Consider the following 18,466-nt stretch of genomic DNA (forward strand, 5'->3'; position numbering starts at 1 on the left):
GAGGAACTAAATTTGAAAATCCTATTATATATTTTGACTTGCCTTTTGGCTTTTACTACTGTTTCAGTCGTTGCCGCAGAAGACAGCAGCGCCGCTAGTACTAAAGATATCATGCAGATTACCCGTGATGCAGGATACGATGTTTCTGACATTAACCGCCCAAAATCTTCAATTGTAGTTGATGGCAGCACTGGCAATATTCTCTGGGGAGATAACATTGACGAGGTTCGCGATCCCGCTAGCATGTCCAAAATGTTCACTCTCTATCTGCTTTTTGAAGAGATGGCTAAAGGAAAAATCACACTTGATACCACAATTACAGCCACTGAAACCGATCAAGCAATCAGTCGAATCTACGAAATTTCTAACAATAATATCGTAGCGGGCGTTGCCTATCCTATCCGTGATCTTATCACCATGACCATTGTCCCTTCATCTAATGCAGCAACAATCATGATTGCGAACTACCTTTCTAATAATAACGCGTCAGATTTTATTGATACTATCAACAAAACCGCTAAATCACTTGGTATGACTAACACCTATTTCAGCAATGCCAGCGGAGCTGTTGCCGAAGCTTTCCAGGGTTACTATAACCCTGAACGCTATGATTTAAGTGCAACAAATAAAACTACTGCACGTGATCTAGGTATTCTCATTTACAATTTTATGCAAAAATATCCTAATATTGTTAATTTTGCAAATCAATCTGAAGTAAGCGTTATGGTAGGAACTCCTTATGAAGAAACTTTCCATTCTTACAACCATTCTCTTCCTGGGGGCGCCTACCCTCTTGAAGGAGTAGATGGTCTAAAAACTGGTTCAAGTCCAAGCGCAGCCTTTAACAGTATCGTAACAGCCAAAAGAGGAGACACTCGCTTGATTTCTGTTGTCATGGGAGTTGGAGATTGGTCTGACCAAAACGGTGAATACTATCGCCACCCCTTTGTTAATGCCCTGTTAGAAAAAGGTTTCGCTGATGTTCAGGAAATAAACAAATCGTCACAGGAAGATAGTAAAGTCGAAACCGTTGCTCCTCGCTCTACCACAAAGACTGTAAAAAAGACTGAGAAGAAGACTTTTTTTGAAACTGTTGAGACTTTTATTAGTCCGCATAGCCATTTACTTATTGGTCTTATCGGCTTCCTAATTGCTCTGCTATTTATCCTACTGCTGATTACCTTTAGACAATCACGATCATAGAATCTTTTAGTTGAGCTTTTATAACTTTATGCAATAATCCAGCACTGCCTGCAAATCGTTGGAACATGCGGAAATAAAAACCATTACTTTTGTGACAAGCTAGTAAGATAACTCACTATGAGGTGTATTCATTTATAAGCTTTGTTTTAGCATAAAGTCTTCTGATTTTCTTCAAAACAAAAATGAGTTGTTTTTTCAACTCATTTTATTTATACTTAAACGTCTTAGAGTAGGCAAGAAAACCAAGGTAAGTTTGACCCCCCTCTAAGACAAGTACTTCATTTAAAGTATTACCCTTAAATTTGCTTGCAGAAAGGCAGCTTTTTTAGTGTAGGCATTCAGTTTAGCTTTTGCAGTTCGTTAGACGGAAAACTCCGCTTACAGCTGCATAGCACCTAAGAACAAACTAAACTGAAAAACTATTTTTCAACGATATTAGCCGACAGAGCCTTCCATTTCGTAGCTAATTAGACGATTAAGCTCAACGGCGTATTCCATTGGTAGTTCTTTGGTAAATGGCTCCACAAATCCCATAACAATCATTTCTGTCGCTTCAGATTCAGACAACCCACGACTCATGAGGTAGTAAAGCTGTTCTTCTGAGATTTTTGAAACTTTAGCCTCATGCTCCAATGCTACTTGCGAATTGTGGATTTCATTGAATGGAATGGTGTCAGAGGCCGATAAGTCGTCCATGATGATAGTATCACATTCAATGTGGCTGACTGATTTAGTTGAGTCTTTATTAAAAGTAACCTGACCACGATAATCAACTTTGCCACCACCCTTGGCAATTGACTTGGAAACAATAGATGAAGAGGTGCGTGGTGCATTGTGAATCATCTTAGCGCCTGTATCTTGGTGTTGACCTTTGTTGGCAAATGCGATAGACAGCATTGTTCCACGCGCTCCTTCACCATCTAGGTAAACTGATGGGTATTTCATGGTTGTCTTGGCACCAAGATTACCATCAATCCATTCGACAGTAGCGTCTTTCATCGCCTTGGCACGTTTGGTTACCAAGTTATAAACATTGTCCGACCAGTTTTGGATTGTTGAATAGCGCATATACGCCCCATCCAAGGCAAAAATTTCAACAATGGCCGCATGTAGGCTAGCAGTGGAATAAGTCGGAGCTGTACATCCTTCTACATAGTGAACACTCGCTCCTTCATCAACGATAATAAGAGTACGCTCAAACTGACCTGTGCCTTCATTATTGATACGGAAGTAAGTTTGCAGTGGAATATCTACTTTTACACCTTTTGGTACATAAATAAAAGTTCCACCAGACCAGAAAGCAGAGTTTAACGCAGCCAACTTGTTATCAGTTGGAGGTACTAATTTGGCGAAGTATTTTTTAAAAAGCTCAGGATATTCTTTGAGAGCAGAGTCGGTATCAGTAAAGATAATACCTAATTTATCATACTCTTCTTTCATATTATGGTAGACCACTTCAGATTCATACTGAGCCGAAGCACCCGCCAAAAAGGCACGTTCAGCTTCTGGAATACCAATTTTTTCAAAGGTATCTTTAATCTTTTCAGGTACATCATCCCAAGAGCGAGCAGGTTTATCGGTCGGTTTTTGATAATAAATAATATCATCAAAATTAATATCGGACAAGTCTGCTCCCCAAGTTTGCATAGGCATTTTGTTGAAGGTTTCTAGAGATTTCAATCGAAACTCTAACATCCATTCAGGTTCACCTTTTATTCGTGACATTTCACGAACTGCAGCTTCTGTTGGTCCCTTTCCTGTACTTGCGATAGGTTTCACATCATCATGGAAACCAAATTTATAATCACCGAGGTCAATCGGTTTCGGTTCTACTTTTTCGTTTTCTGACATAGCAGCCCTTTCCTATTTTTTCTTGACGTTCAATAACTTTTTATCAAAAACTAAACGACAGTGATACAGATAGACTTGAAATTCATCATATCAAGTCAACATATCTGAAATTGATTCTCAAATGAGTGGTAAACGGTACTAGCTATCTAACGCTGTCTGACAGCTTACTGTCCTAGTTCTTTATTAGTGAAGAGACAACTTTTCCTTAAGAAGTCTCCTCACTGCGTTCAATTGACTTTTTCAGCGCATTCCAAGCCAAAGTTGAACATTTGATACGCTGCGGAAATTTTGACACTCCTGCGAGTAAGCTAGCTTCTCCAAGACTTTTTTGTTCAGGACTTTTTTCTCCTTGAACCATTTTTGAGAAAATTTCAGCTAATTCTAAAGCTTCTTCTTTTGTTTTTCCAATTACTGCATCCGTCATCATGCTTGATGAGGCCGTTGAAATCGTACAACCATCTCCTGCAAAAGCAATATCCGAGATAAGATTGCCATCAAACTTCACTGACAAACTAATGACATCACCACACGTTGGATTATTAAGCTGAACTTGTTCTACCCCTTCTAAAAATCCATGATGGTGAGGATTTTTTGAGTGATCAGAAACCACTGCCATATAGAGACTATCTAATCTAGAGAGTGCCATTGAAAAACTCCTTTGTTTTGATAATGGCTTCGACAAGTTTGTCGCAGTCTTCTTTCGTGTTGTAAATGTAAAAGCTAGCGCGGGCAGCAGAATGAATTCCTAGATGACTAATAAGAGGTTGAGCACAGTGATGACCCGCACGCACTGCTACACCTTCATAATCAAGGGCGGTCGCTACATCATGTGGATGCAACCCATCAAGATTAAAAGCAATAACACCAGTGTGTTTACTCACTTCTTGAGGACCATAAACTGTCAACCCATCGATAGCTTGTAGTTTAGGTAGAACATAGGATACCAATTCATGCTCGTGAGCTTGAACCTTGTCCATTCCCAGTTCTGTTAAATAATCAATAGCAGCACCAAGGGCAATTGCGCCTGCAATATTCGGCGTTCCAGCCTCAAATTTCCAAGGTAGGTCAGTCCAGGTAGATTTCTGTTCATGAACAAAATCAATCATTTCCCCACCAAATTCGACCGGGCTCATTTGGTTTAGAATTTCTTCCCTACCATAAAGAACACCGATACCTGTTGGCCCAAGCATCTTGTGACCAGATAAAGTAAAGAAATCACAATCTAATTCTTGAACATCAATAGTCATATGAGGAGCTGATTGAGCACCATCCACAACCATATAGGCTCCAACCTCATGAGCTAGCTCTGCTATCTCCTTAACTGGATTAACACAACCTAAAACGTTAGAGACGTGGGCAATGCTTACAAATTTTGTTTTGCTTGAAAGTTTGCTACGCAAGTCAGTCATATCTAGAGCGCCATCTTTAAGGTAGACATAAACTAAGTGTGCGCCGTTTTTGCGACAAACCTCTTGCCAAGGTACAACATTGGAGTGATGCTCCATAATAGAGATAATAACTTCATCATCTTCTTGTAGCACTTCATCTGCAAAATGAGTTACCCAATTAAGTCCTGTTGTAGTCCCTCGAGTAAAGAGAACCTCTTTGGTTGATTTAGCATTGATAAAAGCACGCGCCTTTTCACGACTAGCTTCATAAGCTGCCGTCGCACGTTCTGCCAAAGTGTGCACCCCACGGTGCACATTAGCATTATCCTTTTCATAATAGTTATTCAAGACTTCTAAAACTTGCTTAGGTTTTTGTGTCGTAGCTGCATTATCAAGATAAACCAATGGTTCATCATTAATAATCTGCTCAAGAATAGAGAAATCCTGACGAATTTTTTTATCTAGTAAAGCTGTCATCTTATCGTCCATCCAATTTGTTATCGAGTACCTCAATCATTTCATCACGAACTTCCTTAACTGGAATTTCAGTAATAACTGTCCCTAGGAAACCGCGAATCACTAAGCGTTCAGCTGTTGCTTTATCCAAGCCACGACTCATCAGGTAATACATGTCTTCTGGATCTACTTGACCAATCGAAGCCGCATGACCTGCCGTGACATCATTTTCATCAATTAAAAGAATAGGATTGGCATCTGAGCGGGCTTGGTCGGATAGCATCAGCACACGGCTTTCCTGCTGAGCATCTGCTCCCTTAGCTCCCTTGATAATATGACCAATTCCGTTGAAGGTCAGGGTGCCACGCTCTAAAATAACTCCGTGTTGTAGAATATGACCGACAGAGTTGCAACCATAATTGGTAACGCGTGTATCAACCCCTTGTACTTGACGACCAGATGAAGCCGCAACAACCTTGAGGTTAGCATGGCTACCATTACCAATTAAGTCAGAGTCGAAGTCTGCAATGACATTACCTTCGTTCATAACCCCCAATGCCCAATCGATAGTTGCATCGTTGCCATGACGGCCACGACGACTGATGTAGGTCGTGACATTAGCACCAAGACGATCAATGGCTGAGAATTTCACTTGGCTGCCCGCCTGAGCGATAACTTCCACACTAATGTTGGCTGTCGCTTTCTCACTACCATCACCGATAGTCTCAAAGCGTTCCAAGTAGTTGACCTTAGCATTTCGACCTACAATGATGAGGATGTGTTTGTTAAATGGCACAGCGCTTGTGCTATCTTGATAAAAAATTCCTTCAATAGCCTGGTCAAGTTCGACATTATCAGGAACGTAAAGAACTGCTCCGCTATTGAAATAAGCCATGTGATAAGCCGATAATTTATCCTCATCAAAGGTAAGAGCTGTCCCAAAGTGCTTCTCCATTATCTCCGGAATTTCTTCCAAAGCAGAATAGAAATCTGTGAAAACAACTCCCTTAGCCGTTAGGTCCGCTGGCAATTGTTCAAAGACGGTTTGTGTACCAACTTGAACCAGCTTAGGATTATCCCCTAATGCTGTAAAGTCTGGAACATTTGCCAAATACTCGCTCTCCGCAATCGTACCATCACCTAAATTCCAACGATGGAATTTGACACGTTCGATTTTTGGTAACTCTAAATCATCAATTTTATCAAAGGCAGCTGAGCGGCGCTCTTGCAGCCAGCTTGGTTCAGCATGTGCTTGTGAAAAAGCTATAATTGTATCTTTTGTCATCTTTTGTACCTCTTTTCATTTGTTAGAAGTGACAAATCAGACTTCTTCATTGTACTCAAGACCGAGTTCTTCGGCTAATTGGGCATAACCTTCTTTTTCAAGGCGAGCAGCAAGTTCAGCTCCACCTGAAAGAACCACACGACCGTCCATCATGATGTGAACCACATCTGGTGTGATGTAGTTGAGGAGGCGTTGGTAGTGAGTGATAATCATAGCTCCAAAACCTTCGCCGCGCATAGCGTTAACTCCTTTTGAAACAACTTTGAGGGCATCGATGTCAAGACCTGAGTCAATTTCATCAAGAAGAGCAAACTTAGGTTCAAGCATGAGGAGTTGAAGAATTTCATTACGTTTTTTCTCACCACCTGAGAAACCTTCATTAAGGTAGCGCTCTGCCATTTCTTCTTTCATACCTAAAAGTTCCATTTTTTCATCCAATTTTGTGATGAAATCCATGACTGAGATTTTGTCATCATCCTCTTTGCCAGCATTCATAGCTGCACGGATAAATTCGGCATTGGTAATCCCCGGAATTTCTGATGGGTATTGCATCGCTAAGAAAAGTCCCAAACGTGCACGCTCATCAACTTCCAATTCCAAAATATTTTCTCCATCAAAAAGGATCTCACCTTCTGTAACTTCGTAGTTTGGATTGCCCATGATAGCTGCTGAGAGGGTTGACTTCCCTGTTCCATTTGGTCCCATAATAGCTGCAATTTCACCTGTTTTAAGGGTTAGATTAACACCTTTGAGAATTTCCTTATCCTCAATCGAAACGTGAAGGTTTTTTATTTCAAGTACAGACATAGTCCACTCCTTAATCTATCAGACTAGAGCATTGCTCTGATAATCTATTATATTATTTTATAGAATATTATAACAAAAAAAGCCTAGAATGGCTTTCTTCGTGTTTATCATTTTTTCTTTCTTTGTTGCCATTTTAAGAGACTAGCTTGACGGTAATCGCTATTTCCGATGAATTTTAGAACGTTAAAAAGCGGTGTCCGTCCTTTTCCCAAAATTTCTATACCTTCAATCAGAATTTCAATACCAAATAAAAGTCCGACTATGAGCAGAAGTCCACCAATACGGCTAGAGAGGTTGAGTAAAAGCGATGTCAAAGAAAAGAGCATGGCAATTCCGTAAACAACCAAAACTGCTCCACGATGGGTAAAGCCCATGGCTAGCAGACGGTGATGCAGGTGCATTTTGTCAGGTTCATAAAATTTCTTCCCCGACAAGGTTCTGCGAATAATGGCTACAAACGTATCAACAATAGGAACTCCCAATATGATAACGGGTGTCACAACTGCTACAGCAGTGGCATTTTTTAATCCTTGAAGTGATAAAACAGAAATTAAAAAGCCTATCAAAAGTGCCCCAGTATCTCCTAAATAGATAATGGCTGGATTATAATTATATGGGAAAAATCCCACAATAGAGGCTATAAGAACAAATATTGTCAAGGTCAAAAATTGATTAGTGCTTGGTAAAAAGAACTGTGAGACAATTCCCATTGTTAAAAGGCTAATAATAGCAACACCACTCACTAAACCATCAAGCCCGTCCATCAAATTGACAGCATTAGTAATTCCTACAATCCATAAAATAGTAAAAATAAAGGTAAATAGAGGTGTAAAATGAATTAGAGGACCTCCAAAAGGAATTTTAAAACTGTCAAAATGAAAATCGGTAAAAGCCCAAATTACCAGAGCTCCTGCAATTATCCCTATCAATTTTATCTTGGGAGAAAGCTCCTTAATGTCATCAATTAGTCCCGTCACAGCAATAATAACCGCTCCTACTACAATCGGCAGAATGAAGTCAAAGTAGGTCTGTCCAAAGACATTCTTTTCAGTTACAAATGGCATAGCAAACAGTGTACTAATCAAAAAAGAAATCAGAATAGCAAGTCCACCTGCGCTTGGCATAGGAACCTTATTGATACGTCTCGCATTCGGATTATCAACAGCTCCAATACGAAAGGATAAAAATCGAACAAGTGGAGTTAAGATAAGAGATATCAAAAATGCACCGATTAAGACCATTATGTATTCAATCGTAAATGAGTTCATATCACACCAATTCAATTAAACGTAAATTTTCAACAGCATTCTCTAGTAGGAGTTGTACACCATGTTCTTGTAAATAGGCACGTGTCTTCGTTCCAGGAGCGGCGTGCTCCAATAGACGAGCGTACATCACATTGGCATAATAACTCGGTTTGTCAATCAAACTAAGCAAAATAGTCATATGGTAACGATCTGCTTGCTTATAAAGTTCAGAAGCCTCTACTTCAAAATCAATAGCCTTTGAAAAGGAGATAACATCCTCCAAGTTTGCAAAATCCAAGACGTAATGAACATACTCTGTAGGGTTGATTTCCTCTTCTTCAGACAACTGTTCATCTGCCTGAGTTTCACTGATAGCCGCTTCCACCATTTCTTCAATTTTTTCAAGCTTTTCATGCGCCTCAGTGTCACCCTTGGAGCGCATAGATTGCTCTAAAGTCTTGAAAAAATCTTCCGGAGACATGTTGGAAACATCCCCAAACTCAGACAAATCTTCAAAATTCAAATCCTTATTCAGTTCAGACTTGGTCACAAAGACATCAATGCGATCCTTGCGTGGTGTAACTCGAAAGCTCAACATACCGCTATTTTTAAAATTGTCAGGGAGATCAAGTTCATCCATTACTGCATAGAAAAATTCCTCAGTCTTCTCCTGTGGTAACAAGAAATCTTTAAGCTCCATACCATGTTCTTCCAAGTCTTCCATACTAATCGTAATCTTCAGCGTTGTTTCGCTAATTTGTTTCATTTCCATATTTATTTACCTCTTTACCTCGCACGCGTAGTCATTCCATTATACAAGAAATGTACTTTTTTTTCAATTTTTTAAAGCAATGAATCAAAACCACCCGTGAGAACGGGTGGTTTGCTCTTCGGCTGAAAGCCTCTGCTACCGGCCGAGGCCTAAAGGCCTACCGAATGGTTTCCCTTCAGCACCACCTTTGCTAGCTGACCCGACTAGCGGGTCTCTTTAAGACTACTTTCTTTTATTCTTCTCACCTGTAAACGGATCATATTCCTCGAAAAGACTGAGCTGATCTGCTATCACGTCTTCTTGTAATTGATTACGAATATATTCTTCAATTCGCTTCTGATTTCGCCCAACCGTATCAACATAAAACCCTCGACACCAAAATTTGCGATTCCCATATTTATACTTTAAATTAGCGTGTCGGTCAAATATCATTAAGCTACTTTTACCCTTTAAATATCCCATAAATGAGGAAATACTTAGCTTCGGTGGTATACTCACCAACATGTGAATGTGATCTGGGCATGCTTCTGCTTCATGAATTTCAACACCTTTTCTTTCACATAATAACCGTAAGATTTGACCAATACTTGCTTTGTATTTCCCATAGATTATCTGACGTCTATATTTTGGGGCGAAAACAATATGATACTTACAATTCCATGTAGTATATGCTAAACTATTATTATCCTGTCTCATCAGGGGTCCTCCTTTTGTATATTAGTTAGTGGTCGGGAAACCTTATCTAATATAACACTTTAGGGGGACTTTTTGATACATCGCTAAAAGCTTTTCGGAACCACTAGCACAGCTAGTGGTTTTCGTGAGACAAAAAAAGAGATAGTTTTTATGACATTCTATCAATCATAAAAACTATCTCCGCTCATATTTGTCTAAAAAATCCAAGTAATGAAAGCGTAAACCAAAAGAATCGTTCCGAGAACAATGCGATATTTCCCGAAGATGGTAAAGTCATGTTTCTTGACATAATCCGTTAAGAACTTAATAGAGTAAAGACTGACCACAAAGGCTGTTACGCTTGCTACAAGTAAAATCAATACTTGTCCAAAATTAAGCACATTACCATCTAAAAAGAATTTTACAGCTTTAAGACCGCTATACCCAAACATGGTTGGAATCGCCAAGAAGAAGGTAAAATCTGCCGCAACTGAACGACTGGTTCCAACAATAATGGCTCCCAAAATGGTTGCGCCTGAACGACTAGTACCTGGAATAATAGCTAATACTTGAAAAAGACCGATGAGAAAAGCTGTCTTGTAGGACATTTTTGCTAAACTAGTCACCGCAGGTTCAACAGTCGCATTCTGTTTCTCAATCCATATGAAAGCAATCCCGTAAACAATTAATGCGATTGCAATTGGTACCATAAAATTAAAGTGAGCTTCAAACCAATCATCAAAAGGCAATGCAATAATAATCGATGGGATACATGCAATAGCAACCTTAAGCCAAAGTTGCCAAGTTAAACGTACCTCACGTGCCGATTTTCCCGGTTGAAAAGGATTAAGACGCTCAAAGTAAATCACGATAACCGCCAAAATCGCTCCTAACTGGATAATAATATTGAACATATCAATAAAATCCTTAGATTGATTGAGTTTCATGAACTCTTGAACTAAGATTAAATGCCCCGTACTAGAGACAGGCAGCCATTCCGTAACACCCTCAATAATCCCCAAAAAAAGAGCCTTGAGCAATTCAATAATTAACATAGTATCTCCTCAATATGTATTCGTTCTAATTATACCAAATTTTAAGAAAAATAGCTGAGCTCCTTGGTACTTTTTATCCTATCACGACCATTTTGATTTAATCAAATTTTACTTACTGTATAAATATTCTATATTATAAGGCCACTTGTATTGAAATCAAGACTTTTTTCCTGTAAAATGTAAACATATAATTTAGACAGGAGACTTTAATGAAAAAATTTATCTTAAGTCTATTCGCTGCTATTCTCATGACCTTTACAGGTATTACAGTTCAAGCAGATGAATACCTTCGTGTCGGTATGGAAGCAGCTTATGCTCCCTTTAACTGGACACAAGACGACGATTCTAATGGAGCTGTTCCCATTGAGGGAACTAACCAATACGCCAATGGTTACGATGTACAAATCGCTCAACAAGTGGCTAAATCAATGGGTAAGAAATTATTGGTTGTCAAAACCTCATGGACTGGTCTGATTCCAGCCTTGACTTCTGGCAAGATTGACATGATTGCTGCTGGAATGAGTCCAACTGAAGAACGTAAAAAGGAAATCTCATTTTCTAATAGTTACTACACTAGCGAGCCCGTCTTAGTGGTTGTCAAAGATGGCAAGTACGCTAACGCCAAATCAATCAAGGATTTCAAGGGAGCCAAGGTTACCGCTCAACAAGGTGTCTGGCATGTCAATCTCTTACCACAGCTGGTCGGAGCTAATGCTCAAACACCAATGGGCGACTTCTCACAAATGCGTCAAGCCCTCGCATCTGGTGTCATTGATGCTTACATTTCTGAACGTCCTGAGGCCATGACAGCTGAGCAAGCCAATAAGAAATTCAAAATGGTCACCCTCAAAAAGGGATTCACCGTCTCTGAATCAGATGCTGCTATCGCTGTTGGTCTGCGCAAAGATGACTCAGCCACTCTCGCCAAGGTCAACGATGTCCTTGCTACTATTTCAGAATCTGGCCGTATCAGGCTCATGGACGATATGATTAAGAAGCAACCAGCTGACACTAGTTCCAAGGAAGAAAACAAACAAAATTTCTTCCAACAAATATGGTCTATCCTCAAGAAAAATGGCAACCAATTTCTACGTGGAACAGGTGTTACCCTCTTAATTTCAATCATCGGCACCATTGTCGGAACACTTATCGGTCTTTTAATTGGTGTTTACCGTACCGCTCCCAAAGCTACCAATAAAGCGCTAGCTATTCTACAAAAAGTATTTGGTTGGCTCCTTAACGTTTATATTGAAGTCTTCCGCGGAACCCCAATGATTGTACAAGCTATGGTTATTTACTATGGGACTGCCCAAGCCTTTGGGATTTCACTCGACCGTACGCTTGCTGCTATTTTCATCGTGTCTATCAATACTGGTGCCTACATGAGTGAGATTGTTCGTGGTGGTATTTTCGCCGTTGATAAAGGACAATTTGAAGCTGCAACAGCTCTTGGTTTCAGTCATGGACAAACCATGCGTAAAATTGTTCTGCCACAAGTTATCCGTAACATTCTTCCAGCTACAGGTAATGAGTTTGTCATTAACATCAAAGATACCTCTGTGCTGAATGTGATTTCCGTTGTAGAGCTTTACTTCTCAGGTAATACCGTAGCAACACAAACTTATCAATATTTCCAAACTTTCACCATTATCGCAGTCATCTACTTCGTGCTCACCTTTACCGTGACACGTATCCTCCGTTATATTGAAAAGCGTTTTGATGCTGATACTTATACAACTGGGGCTAACCAAATTCAAACTAAGGTGGTGAAATAATGACACAGACAATTATAGAAATCAAACATTTAAAGAAATCTTTTGGGCAAAATGAAGTCCTTAGAGACATTTCACTTGCTGTCAACAAAGGTGAAGTTATCTCTATCATTGGTTCATCAGGCTCGGGGAAATCAACTCTTCTGCGTTCCATCAATCTTTTAGAAACACCGACTGGCGGCGAAATTCTCTTTCATGGACAAAATGTTCTTAACAAAGGTTACAACTTAACCGAATATCGTGAAAAACTCGGTATGGTTTTTCAGTCCTTCAATCTCTTTGAAAACCTTAATGTTCTTGAAAATGCCATCGTAGCCCAAACAACGGTTCTCAAACGTTCTCGCACAGATGCGGAAGCTATTGCCAAAGAAAACCTTAATAAGGTTGGGATGACTGAGCAATACTGGCAGGCCAAGCCAAAACAACTGTCAGGTGGGCAAAAACAACGTGTGGCTATTGCACGCGCCCTGTCTGTTAATCCAGAAGCTATGCTTTTTGATGAACCTACCTCAGCTCTTGACCCAGAAATGGTCGGTGAGGTACTTAAAACTATGAAAGTTTTGGCAAAATCAGGCCTCACCATGATCATTGTTACTCACGAAATGGAATTTGCCAAGGAAGTTTCTGACCGTGTCATTTTCATGGATCAAGGCGTTATTGCTGAAGAAGGCACACCACAACAAATTTTTGAAAATCCACAACAAGAACGTACCAAAGTATTCTTACAACGTTTCTTGAAATAGAAAATCAGAGTAAGGACTAGAAAGTTTGCTTAATTTGCAAAACTTCTAGTCTTCTTTTTTTCCTTAAATTTCCTTTAAGTTTTTAATGTTAGACTTGAAAAAACAAAAAGAAGGAGGAACTTCCTATGCAAAAGACGAGACATCCCTACATTTTCCAAATATTACTCTTCTTGCTCTGCTTTTCTCTTTCAAAATGGTTTTATGATAGCTACCTTATTTCATATTCCTACTATATCTCAAATTATGGTGTTGACTTTGCCTTGTCCCTCAATATCATTATTACTTTAATAATCAGCTACTTTACTTATGTTTTTTTAAACCTTTGTACAAATAGACAAACGAAAAGTTCCACCCTAATTTCTTGCTATTTCATCTATTTCTTCTCGCTAGTTTATCTTCTTTTCCTAAAAAACATAGGAATGCAAGGATTTTCTTTAAATCCGCTGTCCTTCATTGGAGAAATTGAAAATGGCAGTCGCTTTGTGCCGGTTATGAACCTTCTCATGTTCATTCCCTTGGGGTTCCTCTACCCTCTGTCCAGAAAAAATATCTTACTAGGATTCTTAGGTATCCTCATGATTGTATCCTGTCAATTTGTATTTCGTTTAGGGATTTTTGATCTTGGCGATGTTAGTCTGAACCTATTGAGCCTCACTATTGGAAATCTCTTTTATCACTTCTTTCTGCAAAACTGGAAACAAAAACATGTCATTATAGTCTTTTAGTTTAGTTTGCTTTTTAGTACTAGGCAACGAGCTGCCGGTTGCTAGAACAGCCTCTAGGCTGTTCTAGGTTGGAAATAAGACATGCGAAGCAAGTCACTTTCGTAAAGTACAACAAGGCGAGTTTAAACAATCCAGTGGAGTGTTTGAAGTTGGAAATAAGGAAACGGAGTTTCCTCTTACGTCGAAGTAATAAAAGATAAACTAATTGACTATATCTCAAACTATCTCTAATTTCATCCCCCATCCATCCTTTCTGTATTTAAGTCATAGAAAATGTTAGAACCTGTATTCACAAATGAAGTGTTTATAGATAAGAGATAGTTTTTCGCTAATCAAGTCAGTATTTTGAAAAAACTAATGATGAGCAGCTCAAAAACTAGACTTAAATAGAAGTACTGAACTGTGAATACAGGTTCTTAATTAATCTCAAAAATTTTCTACAAGCTTTTTTATTTTGAATATCAAAAGTGATTGTTTTCTACCAAATATCGACGATATTAAGATAACTTTTTTACTTTACCGGTTAAGTATTTTGTGTTATACTTTTCTTGTTAACGTTAATAATTTCTCATCAAAGGAGGTTTTATGGCTGAAAAAACAGACTTATCTTCAGCCTATCGTAGACTGAAGAGCCCAAATATCAAAACCCGAAAACGTGCCTTGAAAATTATTCATGAGCATAAACGTCAAGGAAAAAAATATTAACCAACCCCAGAATTTTTAGAAAAATAATCTGAAAGATTCTGGACTTCTTCATTGTATAATTCTTTTCCAATCGCCAGACAAAAACCTGCTAGAAATTTCCCTAGCAGGTTTTATATTATTTAGCTTTTAGAGAAGACAAAATTTGTGTACGAATATCTTCAACACCCTCTGGATTGTTAGGCAAGAAGATTGTTTGATTCCCTTTAACCGCAAAAGTATTCAGAGTATCAAGGTATTGGTTGGTCAAGAGAATTGACATAATTTGTTCTTCTGTCATACCAACATTGGCGTCTTTAAGTTCTTGAATTGACTCAGCCAACCCATCAACAATAGCCTTACGTTGTTGAGCAATACCGACACCGTGGAGCCGGTCTTTTTCAGCTTCGGCTTCAGCAGCTGTTACGATTTTAATCTTATCAGCATTAGCCAATTCTTGAGCTGCCACACGTTTACGTTGCGCAGCATTGATTTCATTCATGGATTGTTTAACTTCAGCATCAGGTTCAACCTTAGTAATCAAAGTTTTAACGATAATGTAACCGTATGTTGACATTTCTTCAGCTACTTGATGTTGTACCTCAAGGGCAATCTCATCTTTTTTCTCAAATAATTCGTCCAATGTCAATTTAGGAACTGATGAACGTAGAGCATCTTCAATGTATGATTTGATCTGAGCTTCCGGTTTCATAAGTTTGTAGTAAGCATCAGTCACATTTTGCTCGTTGACACGATATTGAGTAGCAACATTTAGAGTGACAAAAACATTATCTTTTGTCTTGGTTTCTACAACGATTTCACTTTGAAGCAAGCGTAATTGCACTCGCGCAGCAATTTTATCAATGCCAAAAGGCATACGGACATGAATCCCTGAGCCAGCAGTTAATTGATATTTACCAAAGCGCTCGATAATAGCAACGGATTGTTGGCGCACTACATAGAGAGTACTAGCAATTACCGAAAGGATAATCACTAAGACAAAAATCACAAAAACGATGAAAAACATAAAACTTTCCTCCTTATTTTTTCTTGCTGCCCCAAAGACCAGCTGTAATAGCAATAAAAACAAAAATCCAAAAGTAAACCGGCATAAGATCTCCTTTGTTTCGTTTCCTTAGTACAATTATATTATCAAATAAAACAAAAGTCAATCATTGTCTGATATTTTAAGCTTAAAAAGACTAAACCAATATAGAAAAAGAGTCTGTCTCTGCAGCGACAAACTCCTCTTAGTTCTCTATTGATTTATAAATTTATTATACTCAATTCTTGAAACTCGTCAAGAAAAATCCTGAGTCAAGCCTCCAATTCTTTGACCATTGTTGACTAAATTATACCAATAAATTATAGAGGCTTTCATTACCATGAAGGTTGATATAGGACGGATCAAAGGCCGCTAAACGTTCAATAAGGAGTTCATAATCATTCTTATCCCCTAGAGTAATCCCAATTAAAACAGGTCCTGTCCCTTTATTAGCACGTTTGATGTATTCAAAACGCGTGATGTCATCATTTGGTCCCAAGATATTATTTACAAACTCACGTAGGGCACCTGGTCGTTGTGGAAAATTAACAACAAAATAGTGTTTCACACCATCGTAAATAAGTGCCCGCTCTTCCATTTCTTGCATACGATTAATGTCATTATTCCCACCAGAAATGATGCAAACAACCGTCTTACCTTTGATTTCATCCTTCATGACTTCCAAGGCAGCTATGGAAGCTGCTCCAGCAGGTTCTGCGATAATGCCTTGTCTAGAGTACATGTCAATCAAGGTTTCTGAAATTAGACCTTCATCTACTCCGACAAGCTTATCCACATACTTACGAGCCACTTCGTAGGTATTCCTACCGACCTGTTGTACGGCAATACCATCTGCAAACTTATCAATTTCTTCCAATTTGACAGGACGTCCCCTATCAAAAGCTGCTCTCATGCTACGTGCACCAGATGCTTCCACTCCGATTACTTCTATTTCTGGAGAGACATCTTTGATATAAGTTGCTACACCTGAAATAAGACCTCCACCGCCAACTGGAACAAAGATTTGGTCAAAATCAACCCCTTCTTCTTGGGCCTGCTCATAAATTTCATAAGCTACTGTTCCCTGACCAGCTTGAACATTAAAATCGTCAAAAGGATCAATGAAGGTCATACCTTCAGATTTGGTAAATTCTTGAGCTGCTTGAGCCGAAGCATCAAAAGTATCTCCTACCAATTTAATGGTAACATATGGACCCCCAAAAAAACGGACCTGTCCAATTTTTTGCTGCGGTGTTGTCACGGGCATAAAAATAGTTGCTGGAATTTTCATCTCATGACAGGTAAATGCTACCCCTTGAGCATGATTCCCCGCAGAAGCACAAACAACACCTCTTTGCTTGTCTTCATCAGATAATTGGTGAATCGCATAATAGGCCCCCCTGATTTTAAAAGAACGTACCTTCTGCATATTCTCACGTTTGAGATAGACAGTTGCTCCATATTTTTCCGATAAATATCGATCAAAATCAAGTGGCGTACGCTCTACAACGTCTTTTAATACATCATTGGCTTTGATAACATCTTTTGCTGTAAGCATAAATTTTCCTTCTTTTCAAAATTTTCTGTCTTTTTAGTATTATAACATATTTTGTCAGTTTTGAATGTGGGTTTATGAGTTTTCCTCAATTTCCTGAAAATATTCCTAAAATGCTTCATTATAAAAAGCAGAGAAAGAACTCTCCCTGCTTCCTATTAGACTAAGTTTGAAAAATTAGTTATAGATTTTGAACGCATCGTCATCGTTTTGTCCAACAAATGGCATAGCTTTACGAAGTTCTGCACCAACTTTTTCAATTTCAAGTTCAGCAGCTTCTTTACGATAAGCTTCAAGGCGTGGACGACCAGCTTTGTAATCTGATACGAATTCATCAGCAAATTTACCTGATTGAATATCAGCAAGAACAGCTTTCATATTTTCTTTTACTTGAGCTGTGATGACACGTGGTCCTGAAACATAATCACCAAATTCAGCAGTGTTAGAAATTGATTGACGCATTTTTTTGAATCCACCTTCGTAGATAAGGTCAACAATCAATTTCATTTCATGAAGAACTTCAAAGTAGGCCAATTCTGGAGCGTAACCTGCTTCAGTAAGTACTTCAAAACCAGCTTCAATAAGTGCAGTTAAACCACCACAAAGAACGGCCTGTTCACCAAACAAATCTTCTTCAGTTTCTTCTTTAAAGGTTGTTTCAAGAAGACCAACACGAGCAGCTCCTACACCTTTAGACCATGACATTGCAATGTCTTTAGCATTTCCAGTAGCATCTTGGTAAACGGCATAAAGTGCTGGTACACCAAATCCTTCAGTATAAGTACGACGTACCAAGTGACCTGGCCCTTTAGGCGCACACATGAAAACATCAACTGTTTCAGGTGCCTTGATATATTCAAAGCGAATGTTAAATCCATGAGCAAAACCAAGTGCAGCACCATCTTTAAGATTTGGAGCGATTTCAGTAGCGTAGAGGTCGGCTTGGATTTCATCTGGTGCCAAAATCATGACAACATCTGCTTGTTTGACAGCATCAGCCACTTCAAATGTTTCAAAACCGTCTTCTTTAGCTTTATCAAATGATTTACCTGCACGTACACCGATAATCACATCGTAGCCTGAATCACGCAAGTTTTGTGAGTGTGCGTGTCCTTGTGAACCATAACCGATAACGGCAATTTTTTTGCCTGCAAGTGCATCAACTTTGACATCTTTTTCGTATTCCATTGTTACTGCCATAGTAAT

General features: G+C 38.9%; 17 protein-coding genes. 5 read left to right on the forward strand and 12 right to left on the reverse strand.

What is annotated here, in order from left to right:
* Window positions 1–12: 12 nt before the first annotated feature.
* Window positions 13–1,203, forward strand: coding sequence for a D-alanyl-D-alanine carboxypeptidase family protein (locus A3I7_RS0101190; protein ID WP_018374960.1), 1,191 nt, complete (start codon window positions 13–15; stop codon window positions 1,201–1,203).
* Window positions 1,204–1,638: 435 nt separating this feature from the next.
* Here the strand turns inward: A3I7_RS0101190 and sufB are convergent, their stop codons facing one another.
* From sufB to A3I7_RS0101235, 9 genes are all read right to left on the reverse strand, one after another.
* Window positions 1,639–3,054, reverse strand: a complete 1,416-nt coding sequence (sufB, locus tag A3I7_RS0101195; protein ID WP_018374961.1) for a Fe-S cluster assembly protein SufB — start codon at window positions 3,052–3,054, stop codon at window positions 1,639–1,641.
* 205 nt (window positions 3,055–3,259) lie between these two features.
* Complete coding sequence (gene sufU / locus A3I7_RS0101200; protein WP_018374962.1) at window positions 3,260–3,700, reverse strand: Fe-S cluster assembly sulfur transfer protein SufU; 441 nt, start codon at window positions 3,698–3,700, stop codon at window positions 3,260–3,262.
* Window positions 3,687–4,919, reverse strand: coding sequence for a cysteine desulfurase (locus A3I7_RS0101205; RefSeq protein ID WP_026217069.1), 1,233 nt, complete (start codon window positions 4,917–4,919; stop codon window positions 3,687–3,689). Before A3I7_RS0101205 ends, sufU begins: the two co-directional genes overlap by 14 nt.
* Window position 4,920: 1 nt before the next feature.
* A complete protein-coding gene (sufD, locus tag A3I7_RS0101210) occupies window positions 4,921–6,183 on the reverse strand; it encodes a Fe-S cluster assembly protein SufD (protein WP_018374964.1) in 1,263 nt (420 codons plus the stop codon).
* A 36-nt stretch (window positions 6,184–6,219) separates the two neighbouring features.
* A complete protein-coding gene (sufC, locus tag A3I7_RS0101215) occupies window positions 6,220–6,990 on the reverse strand; it encodes a Fe-S cluster assembly ATPase SufC (RefSeq protein WP_018374965.1) in 771 nt (256 codons plus the stop codon).
* A gap of 107 nt (window positions 6,991–7,097) precedes the next feature.
* Window positions 7,098–8,258, reverse strand: coding sequence for a glycosyltransferase family 4 protein (locus A3I7_RS0101220; RefSeq protein ID WP_026217070.1), 1,161 nt, complete (start codon window positions 8,256–8,258; stop codon window positions 7,098–7,100).
* A gap of 1 nt (window position 8,259) precedes the next feature.
* Window positions 8,260–9,009 carry an adaptor protein MecA gene (gene mecA, locus A3I7_RS0101225; RefSeq protein WP_018374967.1) on the reverse strand — a complete coding sequence of 250 codons (750 nt, stop codon included), beginning with the start codon at window positions 9,007–9,009 and terminating at the stop codon, window positions 8,260–8,262.
* A 222-nt stretch (window positions 9,010–9,231) separates the two neighbouring features.
* Entirely contained in the window at window positions 9,232–9,705 is a 474-nt protein-coding gene (gene tnpA / locus A3I7_RS0101230) for an IS200/IS605 family transposase (RefSeq protein ID WP_018374968.1), read from the reverse strand.
* Between the two features lie 194 nt (window positions 9,706–9,899).
* On the reverse strand, window positions 9,900–10,739 hold the full coding sequence (locus A3I7_RS0101235; RefSeq protein ID WP_018374969.1) for an undecaprenyl-diphosphate phosphatase: 840 nt from the start codon (window positions 10,737–10,739) through the stop codon (window positions 9,900–9,902).
* A 209-nt stretch (window positions 10,740–10,948) separates the two neighbouring features.
* Here A3I7_RS0101235 and A3I7_RS0101240 point away from each other — a divergent pair, with 209 nt between their 5' ends.
* From A3I7_RS0101240 to A3I7_RS13925, 4 genes are all read left to right on the forward strand, one after another.
* The gene (locus A3I7_RS0101240; RefSeq protein ID WP_018374970.1) at window positions 10,949–12,514 is read left to right on the forward strand and encodes an ABC transporter substrate-binding protein/permease; all 1,566 of its coding nucleotides are present in this window, start codon (window positions 10,949–10,951) and stop codon (window positions 12,512–12,514) included.
* Entirely contained in the window at window positions 12,514–13,254 is a 741-nt protein-coding gene (locus A3I7_RS0101245; RefSeq protein ID WP_018374971.1) for an amino acid ABC transporter ATP-binding protein, read from the forward strand. Before A3I7_RS0101240 ends, A3I7_RS0101245 begins: the two co-directional genes overlap by 1 nt.
* A 125-nt stretch (window positions 13,255–13,379) precedes the next feature.
* On the forward strand, window positions 13,380–13,979 hold the full coding sequence (locus A3I7_RS14400) for a VanZ family protein (protein ID WP_018374972.1): 600 nt from the start codon (window positions 13,380–13,382) through the stop codon (window positions 13,977–13,979).
* A gap of 585 nt (window positions 13,980–14,564) precedes the next feature.
* Window positions 14,565–14,684: a putative metal homeostasis protein gene (locus tag A3I7_RS13925; RefSeq protein WP_018374973.1), complete on the forward strand. Its 120-nt coding sequence runs from the start codon at window positions 14,565–14,567 to the stop codon at window positions 14,682–14,684.
* 115 nt (window positions 14,685–14,799) lie between these two features.
* Here the strand turns inward: A3I7_RS13925 and A3I7_RS0101260 are convergent, their stop codons facing one another.
* The 3 genes from A3I7_RS0101260 to ilvC form a co-directional block, all read right to left on the reverse strand.
* Entirely contained in the window at window positions 14,800–15,687 is an 888-nt protein-coding gene (locus A3I7_RS0101260; protein WP_018374974.1) for an SPFH domain-containing protein, read from the reverse strand.
* A gap of 325 nt (window positions 15,688–16,012) precedes the next feature.
* The gene (gene ilvA / locus A3I7_RS0101265; protein ID WP_018374975.1) at window positions 16,013–17,263 is read right to left on the reverse strand and encodes a threonine ammonia-lyase IlvA; all 1,251 of its coding nucleotides are present in this window, start codon (window positions 17,261–17,263) and stop codon (window positions 16,013–16,015) included.
* Between the two features lie 174 nt (window positions 17,264–17,437).
* The gene (gene ilvC, locus A3I7_RS0101270) at window positions 17,438–18,460 is read right to left on the reverse strand and encodes a ketol-acid reductoisomerase (RefSeq protein WP_018374976.1); all 1,023 of its coding nucleotides are present in this window, start codon (window positions 18,458–18,460) and stop codon (window positions 17,438–17,440) included.
* Between the last annotated feature and the right edge of the window lie 6 nt (window positions 18,461–18,466).

Origin of the sequence: Streptococcus orisratti DSM 15617, from assembly GCF_000380105.1 — a bacterium.
Lineage (GTDB): Bacteria > Bacillota > Bacilli > Lactobacillales > Streptococcaceae > Streptococcus > Streptococcus orisratti.